Here is a 21,810-nt window from a genome sequence, read left to right on the forward strand (position 1 = left end):
CGTGGCTGATTTCGTGCGCTCGGGCCGAGCGTTCCAGGTTTGGGACTACGACCCTTCGCATCGGCAATTGATCATCAGAAGTGATCCGTCTCGGCTGGACGGTACGACGACGCGTGTCGAAGTGTATTTCGGGCACGTCGAGTTCATGCTCGTTCAGCCGACGTATCACTCTCTCCGTGTTCGCCGAGCCCTTCCTTCCGAATTCCGCAGGATTTCGGAATTCGCCGGAGTCCCGGAGGCGGACATGGAGTCGACGTACCTGATCGATCCAGAGGGAATGAGCTTCGTGGTTTCCGGGCGGCCTTCCTGGCGGGAAGCCGTGCGACGCAGGAACGATCCCACGCTCTTCGACTTCTCGCAGGAATGGCCTCCGGGTTTCGAAGCACAGTGGGGACATGTGGAGGCCTGACACCATGCCGTATCTGATCCTGGGGATTGTCGGTCTGTTCGCCGGAGTGCGGGCGCTGGCGCTGCGCCGCAGGCAGCTGAGCGCGGCCGCCGGGCCGGCTCCTCAGCTGATCCTCCGGCCGGCCGTCCTCGCCGTCCTCGCCGGGATCGCCTTCGCGGGCGGCGTCTTCCTGCTGGCGGGCGGGATCCTCGTCCTGGTGCAGGGCTGAGCCGCTCACCGGAGGGTGGCGGCCCACTCCAGCTGGCGGACGATCTCGTCCTCGCGCCGGGGCGGGGCCTGGTTCGCGCCGGGCCGGGGCGGGGGTGCGTGGACGCCTCGGGAGATGTTGCCGCTGACGGTGGTGTTGTGTTCCACCCGAGGGCGGCGGAGCGCCTCGTAGCGGGAGAGCGCGGACTCGGTGTCCGGGGCGTCGCGCAGGCACTTGGCGAGGATCACCGCGTCCTCCAGGGCCATGGAGGCGCCCTGCCCGGTCGCGGGGGAGGCCGCGTGCGCCGCGTCCCCGACGAGCAGGGTCCGGCCGGAGCGCCAGGGCGTGCCGTTTGGCATCTCGGTCGCGTTGGTGACCAGGACGGGGGCCGGGGTGGCCGCGACGATGTCCGCGGCGGGCGTGGCGTCCTTACGCAACAACGGAACGAGCAGGTCACGCCATTGGGTGGGGGTCGCGAGCGCGATCTCGTCGGCGGTCAGCGGGGTGTCGGCGGTGACCCGGGCGAACCAGTACGTCTCCCCGTCCGGTGACGTCGTATGGCCGAAGGCGGCCGCGCTGCCCCGGATCATCGTGATGCACGCGGCCTCGTCCTCGCCGGCCGTCGGCGCCGAGGTGGTGCAGCCGTAGAAGACGCGCTGTCCCGCGTAACGGGGTTGTGCGGTGGGGGCGGTGGCCCGGCGGACCGCGGAGTTCAGGCCGTCGGCGCCGAGCAGCAGGTCGCCCGACGCGGTGCTGCCGTCGGTGAAGTGCGCGGTCACGCCGTCCGACCCGTTCTCGACGGAGGCGAGCCGGGCGCCGTGGACGATGTCGATGCCACGGCGGGCCGCCTCCGACTGCAGGGCCGCGTTGAGTTCGCCGCGGCGCAGGCACCGGTATCGCAGCGCGGGATCGTCCGCCTCACCGAGCGGGGCGCGGGCCACCTCACCGCCCTCGGCGTCGAGCAGCCGCATGACGGTGAGCGGGAAACCGATCGACGTGACCGCGGGCGTCGCGTCGAGCTGCGCGAGGGCCCGCAGGCCGTTGCTCGCGAGGGTGAGGAACGCGCCGATGTCCTCGGCGGAGTCGGGATGCGCCTCGAACACGGCGACCTCCTGGCCCGCCTTGTCCAGCGCCAGAGCCGCCGCCGTGCCGGCGATCCCGCCACCGATGACCAGTAGGCGCGCCATGCCTCACCCCGCTCTTCCGTCCACGGACGCACGGACCCCGTCGTCGTACGCCCCTTGTGGAACGCCCGGGCGGTGGCCCGGAGTTCCGGCCCGGCACCACATGGCCGGTCCGGGCCCCCCGTTCACCCGTTCAGCGGCCGAAAGCCGTCAGCACCGCTTCGAGCTGGCGCAGCGGCTCGGGGCCGACGATGCGCAGGACGACGGTGTCGGCGCCGGAGGCCCTCAGGGCCCGGATGTCGCCGACGGCCTGCGCGGGAGTGCCCGAGACGGTGAAGACCTCCTCCTGGGGACGACCGAGCCAGGCTCCGTGGCCCTCGGTGTGCGGATGCAGGATCCGCGCGACCTCCTCCGGGTCGTCACCCACGCACGCGAAGGACAGCACGGTCAGCGTGTGGTCGGGCCCGGCTCCGCCCTTGGCGGTGAGGGCCCGGGTGTTCTCCAGGTCCCGCGGACCGTGGCCCTCGGCGATCAGGGTGCCGTCCGCGACCCGGCCGGACAGTTCGAGGGAGCGGGGACGGACGACGCCCGCCACCACCGGCGGCACCTCGACCGGCGGATGCACCAGCTTCACGCCGTCCAGGCGCACTTCGCGGCCCTCCAGTTCGACCCGCTCACCGCGCAGCAGCGCGCGCACCGAGGTGATCGTCTCCTCCAGGAGGGCCAGCGGCGACCGGGGGGCGACGCCGACCGACTCCATCCACTCCCGCACCCCGTGCCCGATCCCGGCCACCAGCCGCCCGGGGAACACCCGGGCCAGCGTGGCCAGTTCCATCGCCAGCAGCGCCGGACTGCGCAACGGGGCCGGCGTGATCCCGATGCCCACCCGCAGCCGCTCGGTCGCCCCCAGCGCCACGGCGGCCGCCGACACCCCACCGTTCCAGCCGAGGTCCTCGACCACCCACAGGTCGTCCACCCCGAGCGCCTCGGCCCGGCGCGCGAACCCGGGCAACTCCTCGGGAGCCCAGTCGCGGTCGTACATGACACCGACCCGTACGTTCGTCGTGTTCGTCATGCCCCGGAATCTATGGGGTGGACGGCGAGTGGATCAACGGCGTATCGAGGCCGGGGCGGTCGCCCCGCAGAGTCGGGACGCCTCCTTCGTCCGGGGCATTGTCAGTGGTGGCAGGCAGGATGTGAGGCATGACAACCCCCGGTGCAGTGATTGTGGACGCCGTCGCCTACGCGCAGGCGATCGAGGACGCGGTGCGGGCCTCGGCCGCCTACTACGCGGGCGGCACATCGGTGCTGGACGACGACGACTACGACCGGCTGGTGCGCTCCATCGCGGCGTGGGAGGACGAGCACCCGGAGCAGGTGCTGTCCGACTCGCCGACCGGGAAGGTGGCCGGCGGAGCGGTGGAGGGCGACGTCCCGCACACGAGGGCGATGCTGAGCCTGGACAACGTGTTCTCCCCGGAGGAGTTCACCGCGTGGACCACCTCGCTCGCCCGGCGCGTCGGCCACGACGTCACCCGGTTCAGTGTCGAGCCCAAGCTGGACGGCCTGGCGATCGCGGCCCGCTACTACCGCGGCCGCCTGACGCGCCTGATCACGCGGGGCGACGGGACGGCCGGGGAGGACGTCTCGCACGCTGTCGGCACCGTCGAGGGCCTGCCCGCCGAGCTGACGGAGCCGGTCACGGTGGAGGTGCGCGGCGAAGTCCTCATGACGACCGCCCAGTTCGAGCACGCCAACGAGGTACGCACCGCGCACGGCGGTGCGCCGTTCGCCAATCCGCGCAACGCCGCGGCGGGCACCCTGCGCGCCAGGGAACGCGCCTACACCGTGCCCATGACCTTCTTCGCCTACGGCCTGCTGCCCCTGGACGACACCGAGCCGGCGACGGCCGCGCTGCTGGAGGAGAGCGCGCACAGCGACCTCATGATCCGGACCGGCGCCTACGGCGTGCACACCACGGCGGCCACGGCCGTGCCCGGCATCACCGCGAGCACGGTCGAGGAGGTCCTGGCCCGCGTGGCCGAGATCGCCGCGCTGCGCGCCTCGCTGCCGTTCGGGATCGACGGGATCGTCGTCAAGGCCGACCTCGCCGACGACCAGCGGGCCGCCGGATCGGGTTCGCGGGCCCCGCGCTGGGCGACCGCCTACAAACTGCCCGCCGTCGAGAAGATCACCCGCCTGCTGGAGGTGGAGTGGAACGTGGGCCGCACCGGCATCATCGCCCCCCGCGCGGTCCTGGAACCGGTGCGGATCGACGGCTCCACCATCACCTACGCCACCCTCCACAACCCGTCCGACATCACCCGCCGCGACCTGCGTCTGGGCGATCACGTCATGGTCCACCGGGCCGGAGACGTCATCCCCCGCATCGAAGCGCCCGTGGCCCACCTGCGCACCGGTGACGAACAGCCCATCGTCTTCCCCGAGGCGTGCCCGCGCTGCGGATCGGACATCGACACCGGCGAGCAGCGCTGGCGCTGCGTCAACGGCCGCAACTGCCACCTCGTCGCCTCACTCTCCTACGCCGCCGGACGCGATCAGCTCGACATCGAGGGCCTCGGCCACACCCGGGTCGTCCAACTCGTCGAAGCGGGCCTGGTCGCCGACCTCGCCGACCTGTTCGCCCTCACCCGTGAACAGCTCCTCGGCCTGGACCGGATGGGAGAGACCAGCACCGACAACCTCCTCGCCGCGCTCACCACGGCCAAGGACCAACCGCTGTCCCGCGTCCTGTGCGCCCTCGGCGTCCGTGGCACCGGCCGGTCCATGTCCCGCCGTATCGCACGCCACTTCGCGACCATGGACCTTCTTCGCGCCGCCGACGCCGAAGCGATCCAGCAGGTCGAGGGCATCGGCACCGAGAAGGCCCCGTCCATCGTCGCCGAACTCGCGGAACTCGCCCCGCTCATCGACAGACTCGTCGCCGCCGGGGTGAACATGACCGAGCCCGGCGCCACCCCGCCCGCCCCGACGACACCCGACGGGACCGACGCGTCCGACGGCGAGGGCGCGCAGGCCGCGGATGCCGGGCCGCTGGCCGGGATGACCGTGGTCGTCACCGGTGCGATGACCGGAGCACTGGAGAAGCTCAGCCGCAACCAGATGAACGAACTCATCGAACGCGCCGGCGGCCGCTCCTCCTCCAGCGTCTCCAAGAAGACCAGCATGGTCGTCGCCGGAGAGGGCGCCGGATCCAAGCGGACCAAGGCCGAGACCCTGGGCGTGCGTCTCGCCGCGCCCGACGAGTTCGCCGCGCTCGTCGCCGACTACGTCGACGCGGGTCCGGGCAGGGAGCCGACGATGTAGACGAGGTCGCCATCGCCATCGTCATCGCCTGCGCCGTCACCGCCGTCGTGACCGTCACCGGGCGACGGTCGGACCGCCAACGGTCGTTGTGCAGGACGGCACTGCACGCGAGCCGGTACCCGTCACGAGTGGCGTGGAACGCGTGCGGGCCCGCCGACCCTGAGGCCGGCGGGCCCGTGGCGGTGATCGGTCGGGGCGAGGCGCGATGGGGGCCGCTGCCTCGGTGCCGATCACGGGAGGAGGGTCACGCCCGGGTGCTTGACCACTCCGGTCTTGACTGCCGTGGCCGTCACCAGCCGGCCGTCGACTGCTTCAGCCGTCGACTGCTTCAGCCTCGGACCGGCTCAGCCTCGGACCGGCTCAGCCTCGGACCGACTTCCGACCGGTTCAGCCCTTGACGGGCTTGCCGCGGCCCCACGCCCAGGCGAGGCGGTCGGCGCCGGACTGGTTGGTGGTGGCCAGCCAGGGACGTGCGGTGGTGCCGGTGAGGGTCTGCACCGAGTACGTGTCGTCGGTGCGCAGACCCGGCCAGTACACGGAGCCCATCTTCAGCTCGCGGAAGGTGTCGGTGACGGCCTGGACGTAGTTGACGAAGTTGTTGTCCGGCGTCTTCACGTCGTAGTTCAGGCCGGTGGTCATCGGGGCGCCGAACTCGTCCGCGACGGTCCGGTTGGCGCAGTCGCCGATGCGCACCTTCAGGTCGGCCACCCACTGGTCGTAGGTCGCGTAGTCCTTCCAGAACCCGTAGTGGTGCAGGGAGAGGTACGTGCCCTTCAGGCGCGGGTCGGCGCAGACCGTGGTGACGTGGTCGTTGTAGCCGGCGCCGCTGACGAACACCCGGTTGCGCGGGACCTTCGAGTACGTCGACAGCCACTTCGCCGCGATGTCGGCCCACTCGGTGTCGGTGTAGCCGTGCGGCTCGTTCATCGGCTCGAAGTAGACGTGCTTGTCGTTCTTGTACGCCTTGACGACGGTGTTCCACATCGGCCAGTAGGTGGCCGTGTCGTCGATGTAGCCGTCCTTCTGGGCGCCCGTGCCCTCCCAGTAGGAGACGATGACCTTGAAGCCCTGGTCCGAGGCCGCGTCGATGACCCCGCGGTAGGACTTCCAGTAGGCGCCGTTGACCGTGTACGGGTTGATGGGCAGCCGCACGGTGTTGGCGCCGAGGTTCGCGCGGAACGCCGCGATGATCCGGCTCGCCTTCGCGTAGGTCTGCCGGTAGCTGTCCGTCGTCGACAGTCCGGAGAGCTGGAGCAGGTCGTCGGCGAAGTTGTCGCGCGGGTCGGCCCAGTTGACGCCCTTGAACTGGGTCGTGTCGGTGGCCGGCGCGGCGCCGGAGGAAGCGGAGGCCGGGCTGCCGGCCAGGGTCGCGCCGGTGACGGCGGCGAGGGCGACCGCGACGAGGGCGGCACGCAGGTGGGGGGTGCGAGAGGCTCTGGTGGGGGTCTTGCGCATGGACGTGCCCTTTCAGGAGAGGCGGCTCGGCGCAGGGGGACGCGCGGGCTGGGCGGCGACCGCCACGCGATGTTTGCGTAAACATGAAGTCCCGGGGTGGCTTGATGTTTACGTAAACATGGCGGCGCCGGAATCGTGGCACCCGGCATCCTGATCGTCAAGGTTTCGGGCGCGTAACGTCCGATGTGCGAGTGGTCGGCGAAGTATGTGCTGGAGCGGGGGAGGCCTGTTTCCGCGGGCGGAGTCTGCCCCGCCGGGCTGACTGGACGGCCGACCGGCCGGCTGACTGGACGGCCGGCCGGCCAACTGACCGGTGACCGACCGACAGGCGGAGCCACCGGTGGACGTCCCGGCAAGCCGACCGACCGACCGGCTGACTGGACGGCCGGCCGGCCAACTGACCGGTGACCGACCGACAGGCGGAGCCACTGGCGGACGTCCCGGCAAGCCGACCGGCCGACCGACCGGCAGACAGCCCGGAGTGGAGCCGGCCGCCGCGGTGCTGCGCAGGAGGGGCGGGAGGCCGGTCGAGGCGGTCGGTCGGGGACTTCAGGCGCCCAGCGGGTCCAGGGTCAGCGGTTCGATCTTGCCCTCCAGCATGGCGCCCAGGCCCTGGGCGGCGCAGATGTCGGGTCGTTCGGCGATGTGCACCGGCATGCCGGTGGCCTGACGCAGCATCTGGTCGAAGCCCGGCAGCAGCGCGGAGCCGCCCACCATCATGATCCCGCGGTCGGCGAGGTCGGCGACCAGGTCGGGCGGGCATTCGCGCAGCACCCTGCCGATGCCGTCGAGCACGGCGGTCAGCGGGGTCTCGATGGCGTCCCGTACGGCCGCGGTGTCGACCTGTACGGAGCGGGCGAGGCCGGTCGCGACGTCACGTCCGTGGATCTCGGTGGACGCCGGTCCCTGCGAGGTGAGGCCGTTGCCGGAGAGGGCGACCTGAAGGGGTCGGACGGACTGGCTCGGCAGCATCAACTCGTGCTCGTGGCGCAGGTGCTGGACGATCGCGTGGTCCACGGCCTCACCGCCCACGGGAATGCGCTCGGCCGTCACGATCGAGCCCAGGGAGAGGACGGCTACCTGGGTGGCGGCCGCCCCGCACACCATGATCATGGTGGCCTCGGGTTGTTCGACGGGCAGTCCGCAGCCGACGGCGGCGGCGATCAGGGTGTCGACGAGTTCCACCCGGCTGGCGCCGAGACCCACCAGCGTCTCGATCGCGGCGCGCTGGGCGAGCGGGTCGGCGTCGTGCGGGGTGCAGGCGGCGGCCCGCAGGAACGGCTTGCGGCGCAGTTGGCGGCGGATCTTGTCGCCGAGCAGATGGCGCAGCATGCGCTGGGCCATCTCGATGTCGACGACCGTGCCGCCGGAGACCGGGCGCACGACGCGGATGTAGTGCGGCGTGCGCCCGGTCATCTTCTCGGCGAACTCGCCGACCGCGATCAGCGCGCCGGTGCGGGTGTTCACGGCGGCGGCGGACGGCTGGTCGACGACGAGCCCGGCACCCTTCACGTACACCCGCGTCCGCGCCGCTCCCAGGTCGACGGCGAAGTGGCAGCGGCGCAGCTGCTCCAGACTGGCGGTCATGGCAGGTCCTCCCGAGAGCACAGACCGTGGAGGCTCGCCGGGTCGGCGGGCCTCTCGTGTGTGGGCCGCCGGGCGGTCGGCCTCCTTCGCATCGTGCGGGGGCGGGAAGAAGGCCGCCTTCTCAGGGGGGCCGGGCGGGGCGCCGCCGAATGGGGGTTTCATCCCACAGGGCTGAAGTGAGCAACAGACGTGGGTGCGTGCGCCGGTCCGCTCGCGTGGACCGGTTCACCCCGCTCGGCACGGAATACGCCGCTGCCGCTGCCGCTGCCGCTGCCGCCGCTGCCGCTGCCGCTGCTGCTGCCGCCGCTGCGCCGCTGCCGTCCGATCCGGTCCGTCGGCCGATCCCGTCCGTCTGTGCCGGTTCGTCGCCCCATCCGGTTCGTCGTCCCATCCGGTTCGTCGCCCCATCCGGTCCGTCGTCCGTGCCGGTTCGTCGGCCTGCCGGTCCGTCGTCCGTGCCGGTTCGTCGTCCGTGCCGGTCCGTCGCACCATCGGGTCCGTCGTCCCAACCGGTCCGTCGTCCCAACCGGTCCGTCGTCCGTGCCGGTCCGCCGCCCGCCTCGGCCGGCACTGCAGCGCGCGTGCGCGCCTGCCCGGCCCGGCCGGCCGTCCCTACAGTGCGCGTGCCGCCTCCAGCACCGGCGTGAGGGAGGGGACCACCGCGTCACAGCCCGCCCCCAGCAGGGCCTGCTTGACGGTGGGATTGCGCGCGAGGCCGATGAAGCGCAGGCCCGCGGCCCGGGCCGCGGCGAGCTCGGCGAGCGTGGAGCCGATCAGGACGGCGGTGGCGGCGGGCGCGCCCAGCGGCTCCAGAGCCCGCAGCAGCCGGTGCGGGCTAGGCGTGAGCGTGCCGAGGTCGTCCTCGCGGCCGTGGACACCGGCCGGAAGCGGAAGCCGGTACGACTCCAGACAGCGGTGGACGGCGGCTGCGCAGACGTCCGTGGCCACCCCGACCCGGCGACCGGTGTCGTGCAGGGTGCGGACGAGTACGACCGCGTGGTGCGTCCTGGGCGCGTCGGGTACGGCGCTCAGCTCCAGGTGGTCGAGACGGTCCCGCAGGAGCGGTGCCAGCCGGTCCTGGGCGAAGGCCCGCAGCACGTCCAGCGGGTGTACGAACAGCTCTCGGCCCGCGCCCGCGGCGCCCGGGTCGCCCAGCGGACGGCCGGCGAGGGCGTCCTCGGGGTCGCGGTGTTCGGCGACGACCCGGAGCAGGTCGAGGGCGGCCTCGCGGGCGGTCGTCGCCGTGAACAGACGGATCATCGGGCCGTCGAAGCCGAACAGGACGGTCTCGGCGTCGGCGAGCAGGTCCTGGAGCGGCCGGGCGGAGGGACCGGCCGGTTGGCGCACCTCGGGGGGCGGGGCGTAGTCGGGCGCGAGCGTGACCGCGCAGGTCACCGCGAGGCCGGGCACCGGCCACCTGCCGAGCTGGGTGTTGACGGCCCGCTGCGCGCCGGCCGCCCGGCGGACGGAGTGGTGGCGGGTGACACGGGACCCTGCCTCGCGCAGATGCGCCAGCAGCCGCTCGGACACGCCGGTGGCCTCCGCGCGCACGAACGCCACCGGGTCGTCGACCCGCCAGGTCAGCTCGGCGGCGGCGGTGAAGACGCCCTTGCCGGAACTCGGCAGGAAGATCCGGTCGACGGCGTGCTGGGGGGTGAGGTCGACCTCGTAGTACGTCGCCGGGCGTGGCGGGCGGCCGTCGTAGGGCAGGACGGGGTCGAGGAGGGTGAGGGGGCTGTCGGGGCGGGTGTGCACGATCGCGGTACGGCCTGGGGCGGGTATGCCCAGCTGGCGGAGGTCCCGGGTGAGGAAGGGACCGCGTACCAGGTCCCGGGCGTCGTCGCGGTCGTCCGCCCCGCCGGCTCCGCCCGCTCCGGCCTCGTCGGACCGCGGCAACGGGCAGTACCAGGCGAGCGGCGGGGCGTCCGGGGCGTCGCCGAACAGGGGCCGGAAGCGGTGCGGGCCGGCGGCGGCGGAGCTGTCGGCGAAGGACGCGTAGAGGGCCGGGGGGACGGTGAGGAGGACGGGGGCGGCGCTCCACGGGGGCGTGGGAGCCTCGGTGCCGTCCTGGAACGTCACCCGTAGGCGAGGCCGTTCGGCCAGCTCGGCGAGCGGACCGGGGAGCCCTCGCAGGGCGGCGGCGAGCACCGGGAGAAGGTACGCGTCGGGGTGGATCCGCACGACGTAGCCGTTCCCGCGGACCCGGACCTCGTACTGCTGGGGCGTCAGATCGCCCCGCGCCAGGACTTCGTGGACGGCGTACTCGAGGGTGATGCGGGTTTCGGGGCGGGCGCCGAGGTCGGTGGCGGTCTCGAAGAGCAGAGTGGGACGCACACCCAAGACGGCCCCCGGCCGTTCGGTCCCGGGTCCTTCGGTCCCGGGTCCTTCGGTCCCGGGTCCTTCGGTCCCGGGTCCTTCGGTCTCCGGCTGTCCGGCCCTCGGCTGTTCGGTCTTCGGTCCTTCGGCCCTCGGCTGTTCGGTTCCTGGCCCTTCGGTCTCCGGCTGCCCGGCCCCCGGCCGGTCGGCCCCCGGCCGGTCGGTCTCTGGTCCTTCGGCTTCCGGCCGGTCGCTCAGGGGGGTGTCGGGCGTCTCGCGGGGCTGTCGCGGAGGTTCCTCGATGTCCCCGCCGAGCCTTCGTACCGTTTCCTCGCTCACCGTCGCGAACGCCGGGGTCGTGCCGTCGGTCCCGCCCGGCCCGGCTGTCTCCGCGCGGAACTCGCCCGTCGTGAGGCCCGCCCGCTCGTCGATCAGCCCGCCGATACGGTCGAGGAGTTCGCGGGCACGGCCGCGTGTCGAGCGCGGCAGGGTGCGCAGCAGCAGGTCGCGTACGCCGGGGCGGAAGTCGTACGAGCCGGGCGGGCCGGGGGCGGTGGTCAGCAGGCCGCTGAGGATCACCTCCGCCAGGTGCTGGGGGCGTGGGTCGTGGTTCACGGCACGCTGGACGAGGCGCATCACCGGGACCGAGGGGACGGCCAGGGCCAGATGGCCGGCCAGCCGGAAGGCCTCCCGGGAGGCGGTGGCGCGAAAGCGCAGCACCAGATCCTGCGCGGGCAGGGCCGCCAGGTCGGGGGCCTCGGATCCGGCGGACGAGGGTGGTGCGGGCGCCGGTGGCAGCCAGGCCACCGCCCCCGGGGTGCGGGCGCCGCCCGGATCCGCCACCAGCGTCGCCCAGTTGGCCAGCCAGGGGGCGCCCGGTTCCAGGACGGGGAGCGGGACGGCCTCTGCGGGCCGGGGCGAGGCTTCGGGCTCGTACGGGGTGAAGGTGAGTGCGGAGAGCGGGGCCGCCCGGGTGACGGACGAGAGCAGACCCGGCTCGGCGGGGAGAGCCGTCGTGGGCCACAGATGCTCGGGGAGCGGCTGTACGACGGCCAGCGGCATCCGGGTCGCCCAGTGCCGCAGGATCCGGTACCAGCGGTCGCCCGCGCGGCCGGGGCGCCACTGGGGGCCCATGCAGTCGCTCACGATCAGGGTGACCGTCCGGCCGTCGGCAGGGTCGGGGACCTGCCGGGCCTCGCCGTCGGGCGTGGCGGGGTGCAGGGCGACCGTGCGGAAGACGCCCGACTGGGCCAGCACGGTGTGCAGTTCACGGACGAGGGGGCGCCAGACCGGCATCGTCGGGCCGGTGTCGTGGACGAGGTTGAGCCGTAGCCAGCGGTCGCGCGCGGGGCGCAGCACGGGCAGCCAGACGTCCGGGTGGGCGCCCAGCCGGGCGATGCGGTCGGCCGTCGCCCGCTCGTCGAGGAGGCGGGCGCGCGCCGAGGGCACTGTGCGCTTCAGCGGGCGCAGGGTCCGCTGGAGGGCGAGGGGGTGGGGGAGCATCGGTGGCGCGGGCGCGAGGACGGGACTGCTCCCGGCGGTGCCGCCACCGGAAGCGGACGCGGGCGCGGGCGTGGGCAGGCGGAGGGGGACCCGCTCGGCGGCGAGCGCCGATCCGGGCCCGGCACTCCCGGTCGTGCGGCCGGCCCTGCCGTCGGCCGAACTGTCAGGCGCGCTGCCGTCCGTGCCGTCCGTGCCGTCGGACGTACCGCCGGCGTCCTGTGCGGTGTGCTGCGCCTGTTCGGCCGCCGCGGTCACCGCGTTCGGCTCCTCCGGGCCGCTCGACAGTTTCGCCAGCCAGAGCAGTTCGGCCAGCTCGCGGGGTGTGGGCGGGGTGTCGGCCGCGGCCGTCAGCAGTGCGGTCAGCCGCTCCAGGGCGGACATGACACCCGTCGGTCCGCGCCTCTGTCCCGCTCTCGGCCTCTCCTCAGAACCCATCGCCGTCCGCCGTGGCGCTGAGGTACGGCATCAGTCGCTCCGCCAGCCCGTCGCGGGAGTCGGCGTCCAGGCCGGCGACTCCGGTCAGGTAGAGGGCGTTCAGCAACTGGTCGGTGGCGAGTTCGCCGTCGGCGGCGCGGGTCAGGAAACGGTCGATGAGGTGTTCCGCCTCGCCGGGCGGGGTGTCGAGGTGGGCCCGGACGATCTCGGTGAGCTGTTCGCGGCCGGGGCGGCGCAGCTTCAGCCGGACGCAGCGGCGCAGGAAGGCGGGCGGGAACTCACGCTCGCCGTTGCTGGTCAGGACGACGAACGGGAAGGCGCGGCAGCGGATCCGGCCACGGGTGACGTCGACGGGCGTGTCCGAGCCGTCGGCCAGCACCTCGGCGGTGACGTCCTCGGCGGAGTGCCGGGCCGCGCGCATGAGTTCGGGGACCTCGTACTGACCCTCCTCCAGGACGTTCAGCAGGTCGTTGGGCAGATCGAGGTCGCTCTTGTCGATCTCGTCGACGAGGAGCGCGCGGGGGCGTTCGTAGGGCAGCAGGGCGGTGCCGAGGGGGCCGAGGCGCAGATGGTCCTCGACCCCGCCCGCGGAGTCCCCGTCCCGCTCGCGCCAGGCCGCCTGCCGGGCCGCGTACAGCCGGGACAGCGGGTCGTACTGGTAGAGGCCGTCGGCCAGGGTCGAGCGGCTGGTGATGTTCCAGCGCAGCACCGGACCGAGGCCCAGCTCGCGGGCCACCGCGTACGCCAGGGAGGACTTGCCGGTGCCGGGCGGCCCGGTGACCAGCAGGGGGCGACGCAGCACGAGGGCCGCGTTGACGAGTTCGACGCTCTCCGGGGTGGCGACGTACGAGCGGGCGCGGTGGACCCGGTCGGGGGACACGGCCGCCTCGTCGTCGGCGTCCCGGGGCGGCGGCACGACGGGTTCACCGTCGAACGCCCGCCAGGGCGGCGGCGCGGGGAGCCGGGCGATGCCGTCGTGCGGCTCGCTGTTCCCGGTGTAGACGGACCAGTGCGGCATGGTTCTCCGAAACTCGGGGTGACTCGGTGTGGCTGATGCGGCTGAGGTGACTCGGTTGTGAGTGGTGGGGGTGGAGGCGGAGGGTCAGGTCACGGGTGAGTGGGGGTGGGTGGACGTGCCGTCCTGCGGGTCGGCGAAGAGGCGCGGGTCGTCCCACAGCAGCTGGATGTCGTGCGCCCAGTGGCCGTCCTCCGCATCGGCCTCCTCGCGCAACGCCAGTACCCGGCGCGGGAGTTCGGCGGGCGGTACGCCGGATACGCAGGTGTCGAGCTCGTCCAGGAACGTCTTGCCCGCACAGCCGTCCCCGCCGGCGCAGGATTCGTCCGGCCCGGTGTGACAGCCCTCGCGGGACCACACGACCATCGGGGCCGGCGCGTTGAGCGAGGTGTCGAAGTGCGGGCGGGTGTGGGTCGCGGCCGGAGCCGTCGCGAAGCCGGCGAGGCAGGCGTCGTCCTGGCGCAGCCGCATCCGGAGCCGGCGGGGTTCCTCGGGGCTGCCGCACTCCACCCGGTGCACCCGTGCGCCGGGCGCCGCGTCGAGCCGGTTCCACACCCGGGTCAGCTGGTGCCGGACACCCGCCCTGCGGCGCGCCTGGTCGGTGACGACGAGCGGGTACACGCAGCCCAGCGGGGTGTCGTCGTCGGGTGTGCTCGCCCATCGGTCGACGGGCAGGTCGATCCAGTCGCGGGGCAGCGCGAACGCGAGCAACTCGTCGCAGCCGGGCGTCAGATAGCGGAAGGCGGCCTCGATCCGGTCCTGCACATAGGCGCGCAGCCCGGCCTGCGGGACGGTGTCCGAACCGACCGGGTGCCGACGGCCCCCGCTGTACGCCGACACCTCGACGCGGACGTGTCCGTCGCCCGCGCCACTGTGCTGGAGGTCGACGAGGATGGGTGACCAGTCCGGTGCGGCGGCCGTCTCGACGGGGGCCTGGAACAGGGCCTCCACATGGGCGGTGAAGCGGGCGACGGTGGCCGCCGCGTCGGGGCCGTCTACCTCGCACAGCACGAACAGGGCCGCCGACCACAGCGAGTCGAAGCCCTCCTCGGGCGCGTCCGGGTCCAGCGGGCCCCTGGCGGACTCGTAGAGCCGTACGCGCCGCCCCGGATCGCCGTCCAGACCCGCGCGGACGGCTCGCTCGACGAGTTCGCGCAACCGGGCGCGGTCGGCGGTGCGGTGGTCGGAGGTGGGGACCAGGCCCTCCAGATCGGGCCAGTAGCGGGCCATGACCTCGGTGGGCATCATCCGCCCGTTGTGCACGCCCCGGTCGCCGGCGGCCGCGGTGACCATGCCGACGACCTCACCGGTGTCGACGAGAGTGACCGCCGCCCCGCTGAACCCGGGGGCGAGCGGCTGACCGCCGGGCTGCCAGGCCTCCAGCTGGATCCACTCGCGGTTGAGCAACTGCGTGGCGGTGATGCGGTATTCGGCGAGAGTGCCCTCGTCGAAGCCGACCGGGAAGCCGTAGACGACCAGCTTGCGGGGCCGGTCGGGCCGCCGGTCGTGGGCGGAGTCCACCGGGGCCAGCGCGGCCGGGGCGATCGGGACCTCGTGCGCCAGCTCCAGCACGGCCAGGTCGCCGAGGTCGGCGGCGCCACCGCCCCAGCCGCCGTCGGCGACCACCCGCGCCGGTACGGCGGGGGAGCCCGGGCGCTCGGTGAAGGTCACCGTCAGGGCGTCCGGGTCGGCCCCGTGCACGACGTGGGCGCAGGTCAGCACCCTGCGCGGGGTGACGAGGAAGCCCGCGCCCGCCACCTGGCCCGCGCTCTCGATCCGGGCGTGCCATTCGGCGCTGTTCATGAGGTGGGGGATGGCGACCAGGTCAGTCGCACGACGAGGTGGCCCTCGGCCGTGCCCTTGGCGATGATCGCGCCGGTCTCCGCCGACAGCTTCACCCCGAACTCGATCTCCACCCCGTCGGGTCGTAACGTCCCGTCCCGGAACACCCGCAGCGCGGACTCGGCGGCCGCGCGCACGCCCTCCAGGGCGCCCTCGAAGGTGCGGGCCGCCTGGACCGTCCCGTCACCCCGGGCCACCAGACGGGAACCCGGCCGCCCCTCCGTGACCGCCTCGACGGCGACCACGGCACCGTCGTCGGTCCTGAACTCCACCAGTCCGTCCACCGCGCCCCCGTAACCCCTTCCCGATACTCCCGCGCCTCCGCACTCCTGCGGCTCTGCGCGCATCCATTGTCACGGACGGTACTGGAGATTGTCCTGCGTTCAGCGTGCCTCCGTGATCCGGATCACCCCCAGCTCCACCAAGTCCTGGGGCCGAATGCGCAGTTGGTCCGCCGTCGCCTCCACCTCCCGTGCCGGCCGCTTGAGGATCGCCGCCGCCGACTCCGGCGCGATGACCGAGAAGTAGCTGTCCGGGGTGGCCCAGGTGCGGCCGGGCGCGGCCAGCGCCAGCGCGCCGCCGGAACCTCCCTCGCCGATGACCAGTGTGGTGAGCGGTGTACCGGCGGTGGCGACCACGCCGAACAACTCCGCGATCGCCGCGCCCGCCCCCTGCCGTTCCGCCTCGGCGTCGTTGGCCGCGCCCGGGGTGTCCACCAGGGTCAGCACCGGGATGCCCAGCCGGTCCGCGAGGCGGATCAGCCGGGCGGCCGTGCGGTACCCGGCAGGCCGGGTCGCCGCGCCGGTCTGGGCCGCGTAGGCGACGGTGCGGCCCTGGTGGACGCCGAACCCGCACAGCATCCCGTCGGGGTCCACCCCGCCGCACCGGTCTCCGGAGATCGCGAGCCGCTGAGTGAAGTAGGCGTCCAAGTAGGCCCGGGCACGCGGCCGTTCCACCGCCCGAGCCCGCCGGACCGCCTCCCACCCGGTACGAGGCAGATCCGTGACGCCGAGGGCGGCGGGGACGGGCGCGGGCCCGCGAAGCGACTCCGGCCGTGCCTCGGCCCCGGGCCCCTCCGCGCCCGGCACCGTACCGGCCTCGGCGGTGGGGTCCGTCGTGCCCGGCACCGTACCGGCCTCGGTGGTGGGGTCCGTCGTGCCCGGCACCGCACCGGCCTCGGTGGTGGGGTCCGTCGTGCCCGGCACCGCACCGGCCTCGGCGGTGGGGTCCGTCGTGCCCGGCACCACACCGGCCTCGGCGGTGGGTCCGTGAGTTTCGGCCGGCAGGGCTGCGGCCTCGCGAAGCGATTTCGGCCGGGCCTCGGTCCTGGGGTCCGTCTCGTCCGGTGCCGTACCGGTCTCGGGCCCGGGGGGCGTCGGGGGCCGGGCCGTGTCCGGCCCGGTGGCGCCCGGCTCGCCGGGGGTGCCGCGTATCTCCGCCGGATGATGTGCTTCCGGTGTGCCGTCGGTCAGTAGGCGCAGCCACAGGCCCAGTACCTCCCGTAGCTCCGCCGGAGGCACCACCGCGTCCGCCGCTCCCGCCGCGAACTGGGCCAGGGCCGTGTAGGCGGTCGGGTCGGCGTCCGGTGGGCGGACCCGGGAGCCCGCGAAGCCGACCTGGGCGTCCGGCAGCGCCAGTACGACGTCGGCGCCCGCGCCCAGGGTGGCCCAGCCGCCGCCGGTCGTCGGGTCCCGCAGAACCGCGACCTGCGGCAGCCCTGCCTGCCTGGTGAGCGCCGACTGCCTCGCCACCCGCTGGAGTTGGGTGAGGGCGAGCATGCCCTCCTGCATCCGGCTGCCGCCCGTGGCGATCAACGGCACGACCGGGAGCCGGTGTTCGCGGGCGTACGTGTACGCCGCCTCCAGGCGGTCGCCGGTGCGCTCGCCCAGCGAACCGCCCAGGAATCCGAACTCGAAGGCGATCAGCACGGCCCGGGTGCCCCCGACGCTCGCGGTGCCGCAGACGACGGACTCCGACTCGCCGGTGCGCCGGGCGGCGCGCTCGCGCGAGGCGTCGTAACCGGGCCAGCCCAGGGGCCCGTCGGGAGCGGACGGCCCGTTCCCGCCGACGCCGACCCCGACGCCCGGCGGGTCGGGGAGTTGGGTGAAGTCGTCGGTGACGAGGGCGATGGCCTCCCGCGCGCTCGCGCGCCCCGTCGTCATGACGGCAGCGCCCGCTTCATGATCTTCCCCATGTCGTTGCGGGGCAGCGCGTCGAGGTAGCGCACCACGCGGGGCCGCTTGTGCGGCGCGAGCCTACGGGCGACATGGTCGGCCAACTCGCCCTCGCCCGGCGGAGATCCGGGGTCCGCCGGAACGACCCACGCGACGACCCGCTCCCCGAGGTCCGCGTCCGGCTCCCCGGTCACCGCCGCCTCGCGCACCCCCGGGTGCTCCAGCAGCGCGTTCTCGATCTCACCGGCCCCGATCTTGTACCCGCCGCTCTTGATCAGATCGGTCGCCTTGCGCCCGACGATCCGGACATAGCCGTCGGGATCGCGCACGGCCACGTCCCCCGTCCGGAACCAGCCGTCGGAGGTGAAGGCGGCGGCTGTCGCCTCGGGCCGGTTGAGGTACTCCGTGAACAGGTTCGGCCCGCGCACCTGGATCTCGCCGACACTCTCCCCGTCGTACGCCTCGACGGCCGACCCGTCCTCGTCCACGAGCCGCAGCTCCACGCCCGGCAGGGGCACCCCGACGGTCCCCGCCCGGGCCTCCCCGTCCGCACGGACGCTGGTGTTCATCAGCGTCTCCGTCATCCCGTACCGCTCGATCACCCGGCGTCCGGTCGCGGCCGCGATCCGCTCGTGATCGTGCACGGGCAGCGCCGCCGAACCGGACACCAGCAGCCGCGCCCCGGCGAGCGCCTTGGCCAGCCCGGGGTCGGCGGGCAGCGCCTCGGCGATGCGGTGGTACATCGTCGGCACCCCGAAGAGCATGCTCGCGCCACCGGTCAGCTCCCGCGTCACGCCCTCGGTGTCGAACCGCCCGAGATGCCGTACGGACCCGCCCCGCCGCAACGGTCCGAGGATTCCCAGCACCAGCCCGTGCACGTGGAACAGGGGCAGCCCGTGCACGAGGACGTCCTCCCCGGTCCACTGCCAGGCGTCGGCGAGCGCGTCCAGGGTGGTGGCGATCGCGCGACGCGGGATGACCGCGCCCTTGGGCGGCCCGGTGGTGCCGGAGGTGTAGACGACGAGGGCGGGGTCCTCGTCGCCCACGGGAACACCGACGACCGGCACCCCGGCGCCACGCCCGCCACCGCCGACCTCGACCTCGACGTCGATCCGTGTCAACCGGTCCAGCGCGGAGGGCAGTTCGTCGCCCGGTGCCGCCAGCACGACGCCCGGCGCGCTGTCACCCAGGATGTGCCCGAGCTCCTTGTCGCCCGACTTCGGGTTCAGCGGCACGGCGGCCACCCCGGCGAGCAGCACGCCCACGACCCCGACGGCGGTCTCCAGCGACGGAGTCGCCCACACGGCGACCCGGCCCCGGTCCCGGCTTCGCTCGAGCGGGGGGACCCCCAGCGCCCCCCGTACCCGCTCACCGACGGCACCGGCCGCCGAGGCGAGCTCCGCGTAGGTCAGGGAGCGCTCACCGAATCGCAGAGCGGGGCGCCCCGACGGGTCGTCCGTCAGGGCCGGGAGGAGAGAGGACACGGGACGGGCTCCTTGAGTGGCTGCGGAACACAACAAACCCGTTCCTACCCCACTCGTCCGGCCGTCACCTCTCAGCCCGCCGCCTCCACCACGTCCGCGACGACGCAGCTGACGTTGTCCGGGCCGCCGGCGGCGTTCGCGGCGCCCACCAGCGAGTGCACGGCGGCGTCCGGGGCCGGGAACGTGGTGAGGAGGTCGCGGATGGCGTCGTCGGGGACGACGGCCGAGAGCCCGTCGGAGCACAGGAGGTAACGGTCGCCGGGGCGCGCTTCGTGCAGACGGAGATCGGGGGTGCCCGGGCTGCCGCCGGACAGCGCCTTCAGAAGCAGGGCCGGCTGGGGATGGCTGGTGGCCTCCTCGGGGGTCAGACGCCCCTCGTCCAGCAGCGACTGGACCACCGTGTGGTCGTGGGTGATGCGGAACAGGCCGCCGTCGCGCAGCAGGTAGGCGCGGGAGTCGCCGATGTGGACGAGGGCCAGGCGCGATCCCGTCCACAGCAGCGCGGTCAGCGTGGTGCCGGTCTCGTCCGAGCCGTCGGCCACGTCCCGCACGGCGTCGCTCGCGCCCCGCACCGCGTCCTCCAGGAGGTTGAGCACACCGCCCGCCGGCGCCACCTCGGTGTCGAGGAACTTCAGCGCCTCGACGGCGGCGCTGCTCGCGGGCCCGCCGGCCGTCCCGTACCCGTCGGCGACGGCGAGGAGGCGGCCGCCCGCGTAGGCGGTGTCCTGGTTGGCGGGCCGGATCAGGCCCTGGTCCGAGTGGGCGGAGTAACGGAGTTCCAGCATGGTGGTGTCCCTTCGCGAGGTGTCCGAGAGGTGGTCCACGAGGAACGCGGCGAGATCCCGGCGTACGGCCGTCTCCGCCTCGACCCGCGCCCAGTACGCGCGGATCTCCCGGGCGGCGGCCGCCGGGTCGTCGAGGGCGCGGATCTCACGGATCCGGGCCAGCGGCATGCCGAGCCGCCGCAGCCACGCCACCAGCCGGGCCTGCTCCAGTTGCTCCACCGCGTAGTGGCGGTAGCCGGTGTCGGGGTCGACCCGGGCAGGCCGCAGCAGGTCCAGTTCGTCGTACAGGCGCAGCGCCTTCGGCGAGAGCCGGCAGGCCCGCGCGAAGGCCCCGATCGTCAGCATCCGCATGCCCATCCCGGTCTCCAGGTCGCTTCCTCGTTCCCGCCACCGATGCTGGGGCTTCACCGAAGGTGAAGGTCAAACGGGTTGTCCCGACCATGGGGGCGGCGGATAACCTGCCGAGGTCCAGGACAGGCATACAACAGACGTACGACGTACAGACGTCCGGACGCTCGGGCGGCCGATGACCGACGGCCGATGGCCGATGGCCGACGAGCGCCCGGACGGACGACAGACGTCCGGACGGACGACAGTCGTACGAGAACGGAGTCCCGCCGTGCCCCGAGTCGCTCTCGTCACCTACGACCCCCGGCCGGAGCCGAGCAAGGACCGTGACCTTCCCGTGCTGCGGGCGGCGCTGGAGGCGGCCGGGGCCGAGGCGGACGCGGTGTGCTGGGACGACGCCGACGCCGACTGGGCCTCCTACGACCTCGCCGTCATCCGCTCGACCTGGGACTACAGCTGGCGCGCGGCCGAGTTCACGGCCTGGGCGGAGCAGTGCGGCAAGCTGACGCGACTGGCGAACCCGGCCGCCGTCGTGCGCTGGAACACCGACAAGCGGTACATCGGGGAACTCGCGGCGGCCGGGGTGCCCACGGTCCCCACGCACTACCTCGCCCCGGGCGATTCCGTCGGCCCCGCCGATCTGCCGGCCGACCACGAGTACGTCGTCAAGCCCACCTCCGGCGCCGGTGCCCGCTATGCCGCCCGCTATACGCCGGACCGGCGCGAGGCGGCCGTGCAGCACCTCGCGCGGATGCACGCCGAGGGGCTGACGGCGATGGTGCAGCCGTACATGCGGAGCATCGACACCGGCGGCGAGCGGGCCCTCCAGTTCTTCGGCGGGCGCCTGCTGCACGCCAGCCGCAAGCGGGCGGTACTGGCCCCCGGCACCGCCTTCGACGCGGACAAGGTCGCCCACCCCGGTCTGGAGCCGTGGACCCCGAGCCCGGCCGAGCTCGCCGTCGCCGAACGGGCCCTGGCCGCCGTACCGGACGCGCCGGAGCTGCTCTACGCCCGGGTCGACCTCGTGGACGGCGACGACGGGGAGCCGCGCGTGATGGAACTGGAACTGGTCGAGCCCAACCTCTTCCTGTTCCTGCACCCGGGGTCGGTGCCGGCCGTGGTGGCGGCGATCCTGGCGGCGGCAGTCAGCCTCTGACGACCGCCGCCCCCTTCCTTCCGCCGCCTCCCGGTCCGCTCCGGCTTCACCGCCGGCCGCCCCTACTCCCGGACCGTCGTCCGTTGCAGCAGCCCCCAGGTGAACTCGGCGACGACCTCCCGTCTCATGCCCAGGCCGTCGGGTGCGGTGAAGGCCAGTCCCCAGCGGGTGGGGGCGGTGCCCTCCAGGGGGCGGGCGGGGGCGAAGGCGTGGGCGACCTCGTCGACCGTGCAGGACCAGGGGACGAGGTCGTCGAGGGTCGTCAGGCGCGGGGGCGGGACTCCCGGGGCGCGGACCAGCCACTCGTTCCAGACGCCGCCGTTCGGGGCGACCAGCGCCTCGAAGCGCAGGTCGGGCCAGAGGGGCAGCGGCCAGAGCCAGGCCTCGCAGTCGAGATCTCCGACGCGGCGGGGCGTCCGGGACTCCGGCTCGCCGAGGACGGAGCGGTAACGGGCCAGCGAGCCGCGTGCGTGCGGGGAGTGGAGCATCGCCTGCCAGCGCTTGTTGGCCTCCCGCATCTGTGCGAGGGAGATGCCCAGTCCATGGCGGGCGTCCTCCACCAGATCCGGGTTGTGGTCGGCCATGCGGCGCAGCAGGACCTGTTGGAAATCGAGCGCCGTGAAGGAGCCGGCGAGGCGTTTCTGGGTCGGCATCTCTCCATCC

At 73.7% G+C, this 21,810-nt stretch carries 16 protein-coding genes; 4 read left to right on the forward strand and 12 right to left on the reverse strand.

What is annotated here, in order from left to right; genetic code table 11:
* The first annotated feature begins 1 nt into the window (after nt 1).
* Together ACIPFH_RS03375 and ACIPFH_RS03380 are read left to right on the forward strand one after the other, a co-directional pair.
* Nucleotides 2-409, forward strand: a complete 408-nt coding sequence (locus ACIPFH_RS03375) for a hypothetical protein (RefSeq protein ID WP_401822603.1) — start codon at nt 2-4, stop codon at nt 407-409.
* Nucleotides 410-413: 4 nt separating this feature from the next.
* Nucleotides 414-617, forward strand: a complete 204-nt coding sequence (locus ACIPFH_RS03380; protein ID WP_401822605.1) for a hypothetical protein — start codon at nt 414-416, stop codon at nt 615-617.
* A gap of 5 nt (nt 618-622) precedes the next feature.
* Here ACIPFH_RS03380 and ACIPFH_RS03385 read toward each other — a convergent pair whose 3' ends face one another.
* Nucleotides 623-1,783 carry an FAD-dependent oxidoreductase gene (locus ACIPFH_RS03385; protein ID WP_401822607.1) on the reverse strand — a complete coding sequence of 387 codons (1,161 nt, stop codon included), beginning with the start codon at nt 1,781-1,783 and terminating at the stop codon, nt 623-625.
* Nucleotides 1,784-1,913: 130 nt separating this feature from the next.
* On the reverse strand, nt 1,914-2,795 hold the full coding sequence (locus ACIPFH_RS03390; RefSeq protein WP_401822609.1) for an LLM class flavin-dependent oxidoreductase: 882 nt from the start codon (nt 2,793-2,795) through the stop codon (nt 1,914-1,916).
* A 128-nt stretch (nt 2,796-2,923) separates the two neighbouring features.
* Between ACIPFH_RS03390 and ligA the strand changes: the two genes are divergently transcribed.
* Complete coding sequence (gene ligA, locus ACIPFH_RS03395) at nt 2,924-5,047, forward strand: NAD-dependent DNA ligase LigA (RefSeq protein ID WP_401822612.1); 2,124 nt, start codon at nt 2,924-2,926, stop codon at nt 5,045-5,047.
* Nucleotides 5,048-5,434: 387 nt separating this feature from the next.
* Here ligA and ACIPFH_RS03400 read toward each other — a convergent pair whose 3' ends face one another.
* From ACIPFH_RS03400 to ACIPFH_RS03440, 9 genes are all read right to left on the reverse strand, one after another.
* A complete protein-coding gene (locus ACIPFH_RS03400) occupies nt 5,435-6,502 on the reverse strand; it encodes a glycoside hydrolase family 5 protein (RefSeq protein ID WP_401822614.1) in 1,068 nt (355 codons plus the stop codon).
* A 549-nt stretch (nt 6,503-7,051) separates the two neighbouring features.
* Nucleotides 7,052-8,089 carry a rod shape-determining protein gene (locus tag ACIPFH_RS03405; protein WP_356261764.1) on the reverse strand — a complete coding sequence of 346 codons (1,038 nt, stop codon included), beginning with the start codon at nt 8,087-8,089 and terminating at the stop codon, nt 7,052-7,054.
* A 612-nt stretch (nt 8,090-8,701) separates the two neighbouring features.
* Complete coding sequence (locus ACIPFH_RS03410; RefSeq protein WP_401822617.1) at nt 8,702-12,289, reverse strand: SAV_2336 N-terminal domain-related protein; 3,588 nt, start codon at nt 12,287-12,289, stop codon at nt 8,702-8,704.
* A gap of 43 nt (nt 12,290-12,332) precedes the next feature.
* Nucleotides 12,333-13,361: an AAA family ATPase gene (locus ACIPFH_RS03415; protein WP_401822618.1), complete on the reverse strand. Its 1,029-nt coding sequence runs from the start codon at nt 13,359-13,361 to the stop codon at nt 12,333-12,335.
* An 84-nt stretch (nt 13,362-13,445) separates the two neighbouring features.
* Nucleotides 13,446-15,161, reverse strand: a complete 1,716-nt coding sequence (locus ACIPFH_RS03420; RefSeq protein WP_401822620.1) for a trypsin-like peptidase domain-containing protein — start codon at nt 15,159-15,161, stop codon at nt 13,446-13,448.
* A complete protein-coding gene (locus ACIPFH_RS03425; protein WP_356261752.1) occupies nt 15,158-15,484 on the reverse strand; it encodes a CU044_2847 family protein in 327 nt (108 codons plus the stop codon). The genes ACIPFH_RS03420 and ACIPFH_RS03425 overlap by 4 nt, the downstream gene beginning before the upstream one ends.
* Before the next feature lie 99 nt (nt 15,485-15,583).
* Nucleotides 15,584-17,362, reverse strand: coding sequence for a carboxyl transferase domain-containing protein (locus ACIPFH_RS03430; RefSeq protein ID WP_401822623.1), 1,779 nt, complete (start codon nt 17,360-17,362; stop codon nt 15,584-15,586).
* Nucleotides 17,359-18,858, reverse strand: coding sequence for an acyl-CoA synthetase (locus ACIPFH_RS03435; protein ID WP_401822626.1), 1,500 nt, complete (start codon nt 18,856-18,858; stop codon nt 17,359-17,361). The genes ACIPFH_RS03430 and ACIPFH_RS03435 overlap by 4 nt, the downstream gene beginning before the upstream one ends.
* A 71-nt stretch (nt 18,859-18,929) precedes the next feature.
* Nucleotides 18,930-19,994 (reverse strand): MerR family transcriptional regulator, encoded by a 1,065-nt coding sequence (locus ACIPFH_RS03440; RefSeq protein ID WP_401823727.1) that lies wholly within the window; start codon nt 19,992-19,994, stop codon nt 18,930-18,932.
* Between the two features lie 268 nt (nt 19,995-20,262).
* Between ACIPFH_RS03440 and ACIPFH_RS03445 the strand changes: the two genes are divergently transcribed.
* Nucleotides 20,263-21,147, forward strand: coding sequence for a RimK family alpha-L-glutamate ligase (locus ACIPFH_RS03445; protein WP_401822628.1), 885 nt, complete (start codon nt 20,263-20,265; stop codon nt 21,145-21,147).
* A gap of 62 nt (nt 21,148-21,209) precedes the next feature.
* Here ACIPFH_RS03445 and ACIPFH_RS03450 read toward each other — a convergent pair whose 3' ends face one another.
* Nucleotides 21,210-21,800 (reverse strand): hypothetical protein, encoded by a 591-nt coding sequence (locus ACIPFH_RS03450; RefSeq protein WP_401822630.1) that lies wholly within the window; start codon nt 21,798-21,800, stop codon nt 21,210-21,212.
* Nucleotides 21,801-21,810 lie beyond the last annotated feature (10 nt).

This window comes from Streptomyces sp. NPDC088157, assembly GCF_044741545.1.
GTDB lineage: Bacteria > Actinomycetota > Actinomycetes > Streptomycetales > Streptomycetaceae > Streptomyces.